This is a genomic window from Mesorhizobium sp. CA4, from assembly GCF_020165075.1.
In the GTDB taxonomy this organism is placed as follows: domain Bacteria; phylum Pseudomonadota; class Alphaproteobacteria; order Rhizobiales; family Rhizobiaceae; genus Mesorhizobium.
Window position 1 is genome coordinate 2,501 of record NZ_JAIUHK010000072.1, and the last position, 3,785, is coordinate 6,285.

Consider the following 3,785-nt stretch of genomic DNA (forward strand, 5'->3'; position numbering starts at 1 on the left):
GAGTTTGCGTCGAGCTTCTTGGCTCTGCGCCTGTTCTGTTTGACATCGTAAAGAGAAGATTTGTTCGAACTTCATGGGTCCCGAAAGGGCCATGATTTGTCGCAAGGGACGCTCAATCCCTTGCATATGATGGGTTTGCCTAACCGCGCCCTCGAACCGATCTCGAGAAGCTGGTCTTTTTGTGCCAATTCCATTGAAGCGAGATCCCGCACAGGATCTGGCTCAGGCGACAATCCCTTCGGGATTGCGCTTATGCGACGATCTCTTCGAGATCGCGCGATGGGTATTGGCAATGAGAACGATCAAGTGTCTTAAGGGCAATTGGTGGATGCCTTGGCATGCACAGGCGATGAAGGACGTGATACGCTGCGATAAGCTACGGGGAGGTGCGAATACCCTTTGATCCGTAGATTTCCGAATGGGGAAACCCACCTAAGGTACTTGGAAAATCAGAGCGGCAGGGACGATCTCTTTGAGGTTGTGCTTTTGCCGCTGTGGTTTCCAAGTATCGCTATAGGTAACTTATCCTGAATACATAGGGATAAAGTGGCGAACGCGGGGAACTGAAACATCTAAGTACCCGTAGGAAAGGACATCAACCGAGACTCCGGAAGTAGTGGCGAGCGAACCCGGACCAGGCCAGTGGCGATTGAGAGACAAGCGGAACCTTCTGGAAAGTAGGGCCATAGCGGGTGACAGCCCCGTACGCGTAATGCGATCAATCGTCCTCGAGTAAGGCGGGACACGTGAAATCCTGTCTGAAATTGGGAGGACCACCTTCCAAGCCTAAGTACTCGTGCATGACCGATAGCGAACTAGTACCGTGAGGGAAAGGTGAAAAGCACCCCGACAAGGGGAGTGAAAGAGTACCTGAAACCGATTGCCTACAAACAGTGGGAGCCCGCAAGGGTGACCACGTACCTTTTGTATAATGGGTCAGCGACTTAGTGTGACGAGCAAGCTTAAACCGCTAGGTGTAGGCGCAGCGAAAGCGAGTCTGAACAGGGCGTTCAGTTCGTCGCATTAGACCCGAAACCGAGTGATCTAGCCATGAGCAGGTTGAAGGTAAGGTAACACTTACTGGAGGACCGAACCCATAACTGTTGCAATAGTTCGGGATGACTTGTGGCTAGGGGTGAAAGGCCAATCAAACTCGGAAATAGCTGGTTCTCCGCGAAATCTATTTAGGTAGAGCGTCGACCGAATACCCCAGGGGGTAGAGCACTGGATGGGCTAGGGGTCCTCACCGGATTACCAAACCTAACCAAACTCCGAATACCTGGGAGTACTAGTCGGCAGACACACGGCGGGTGCTAACGTCCGTCGTGAAAAGGGAAACAACCCTGACCTACAGCTAAGGTCCCCAAGTTATGGCTAAGTGGGAAAGGATGTGAGGATCCCAAAACAACCAGGATGTTGGCTTAGAAGCAGCCATCATTTAAAGAAAGCGTAACAGCTCACTGGTCTAAATAAGGGTCTTTGCGCCGAAAATGTAACGGGGCTAAAGCCATACACCGAAGCTTAGGGTTCGTGAGCAATCACGAGCGGTAGCGGAGCGTTCTGTAAGCTGATGAAGCCGTACCCGTGAGGGGCGGTGGAGGTATCAGAAGTGCGAATGCTGACATGAGTAACGTAAGGGGAGTGAGAGACTCCCCCGCCGAAAGACCAAGGGTTCCTGCTTAAAGTTAATCTGAGCAGGGTTAGCCGGCCCCTAAGACGAGGCGGAAACGCGTAGTCGATGGGAACCACGTTAATATTCGTGGGCCTGGAGGTAGTGACGGATCACACAAGTTGTCCAATCTTATCGGATTGAACGGGCAGCGGAGTGGTTCCAGGAAATAGCTCCTCCTTATAGACCGTACCCGAAACCGACACTGGTGGTCAGGTAGAGTATACCAAGGCGCTTGAGAGAACTATGCTGAAGGAACTCGGCAAATTGCACGCGTAACTTCGGAAGAAGCGTGACCCTTTTCTGCGCAAGCAGAGGAGGGTGGCACAGACCAGGGGGTAGCGACTGTTTATCAAAAACACAGGGCTCTGCGAAGCCGCAAGGCGACGTATAGGGTCTGACGCCTGCCCGGTGCTGGAAGGTTAAGAGGAGGGGTGCAAGCTCTGAATCGAAGCCCCAGTAAACGGCGGCCGTAACTATAACGGTCCTAAGGTAGCGAAATTCCTTGTCGGGTAAGTTCCGACCTGCACGAATGGCGTAACGACTTCCCCGCTGTCTCCAGCATAGACTCAGTGAAATTGAATTCCCCGTGAAGATGCGGGGTTCCTGCGGTTAGACGGAAAGACCCCGTGCACCTTTACTATAGCTTTACATTGGCATTCGTAGTGGCATGTGTAGGATAGGTGGTAGGCTTTGAAGCCTGGGCGCCAGCTCAGGTGGAGCCACCCTTGAAATACCACCCTTATCACTATGGATGTCTAACCGCGGCCCGTTATCCGGGTCCGGGACAATGTATGGTGGGTAGTTTGACTGGGGCGGTCGCCTCCTAAAGAGTAACGGAGGCGCGCGATGGTGGGCTCAGAACGGTCGGAAATCGTTCGCTGAGTGCAATGGCATAAGCCTGCCTGACTGCGAGACTGACAAGTCGAGCAGAGACGAAAGTCGGTCATAGTGATCCGGTGGTCCCGCGTGGAAGGGCCATCGCTCAACGGATAAAAGGTACGCCGGGGATAACAGGCTGATGACCCCCAAGAGTCCATATCGACGGGGTTGTTTGGCACCTCGATGTCGACTCATCGCATCCTGGGGCTGGAGCAGGTCCCAAGGGTATGGCTGTTCGCCATTTAAAGCGGTACGTGAGTTGGGTTCAGAACGTCGTGAGACAGTTCGGTCCCTATCTGCCGTGGGTGTAGGAATATTGAAAGGATCTGTCCCTAGTACGAGAGGACCGGGATGGACGGATCTCTGGTGGACCTGTTGTGGCGCCAGCCGCATTGCAGGGTAGCTATATCCGGACGGGATAACCGCTGAAGGCATCTAAGCGGGAAACCCACCTTGAAACGAGTATTCCCTGAGAACCGTGGAAGACGACCACGTTGATAGGCCGGGTGTGGAAGAGCGGCAACGCTTGAAGCTTACCGGTACTAATAGTTCGATAGGCTTGATCGTTCTCATTACTTATATCCATCAAGGCGCAATCCGAAGGATTGTCGCCATTCTCACTCACGCTTGTTCCGCCCTTCGGGCGGCGCTACGTGGGTGCGGCGCATCAGCGCCGACGGCCGGTCGGCCTTGCGAAGCTTCGCTTCGGAGGGCGCCATGCTGAAAGAACGTCAAAGGCACAAACGCGACGATCCTTGGATCGTCGCTGCGACGATCCTCGGATCGCGCTTGAACAGCTTCTCGATTTGAACATGCGTTTTGCCGACCTGGTGGTTATGGCGGAGCGGCTGCACCCGATCCCATTCCGAACTCGGCCGTGAAACGCTCCAGCGCTGATGGTACTTCGTCTCAAGACGCGGGAGAGTAGGTCGCTGCCAGGTCTGCAAAGCGCATGTTCAGCTCACACCCAGATCCACAGGATCCGGATGAAGACAAATCTTCTCTCTACGATCTAAGGCCCGCCAAACGGGATCGGGGCCGCGCAAGCGGCCCTTTCATTTGGCCGACCCATTGAACAAGGTAAGATCAAACTTACCTCCAAGGACGCAAGCAAACGCTTGCTCGTGTTCGCAAGCAAACGCTTGCTCGTGGTTGACGCGGGGTGGAGCAGCCCGGTAGCTCGTCAGGCTCATAACCTGAAGGTCACAGGTTCAAATCCTGTCCCCGCAACCAA

At 54.2% G+C, this 3,785-nt stretch carries 1 tRNA gene and 2 rRNA genes; all 3 read left to right on the plus strand.

The window, feature by feature from the left end:
- Positions 1-300 precede the first annotated feature (300 nt).
- The 3 genes from LB528_RS29925 to LB528_RS29935 all read left to right on the plus strand — a co-directional run bounded on the left by LB528_RS29925 (position 301) and on the right by LB528_RS29935 (position 3,784).
- Positions 301-3,118, plus strand: a 23S ribosomal RNA gene (locus LB528_RS29925).
- A 259-nt stretch (positions 3,119-3,377) separates the two neighbouring features.
- A 5S ribosomal RNA gene (gene rrf, locus LB528_RS29930) occupies positions 3,378-3,492 on the plus strand.
- Between the two features lie 215 nt (positions 3,493-3,707).
- Positions 3,708-3,784 (plus strand) — tRNA-Met (locus LB528_RS29935).
- Position 3,785: the final 1 nt, after the last annotated feature.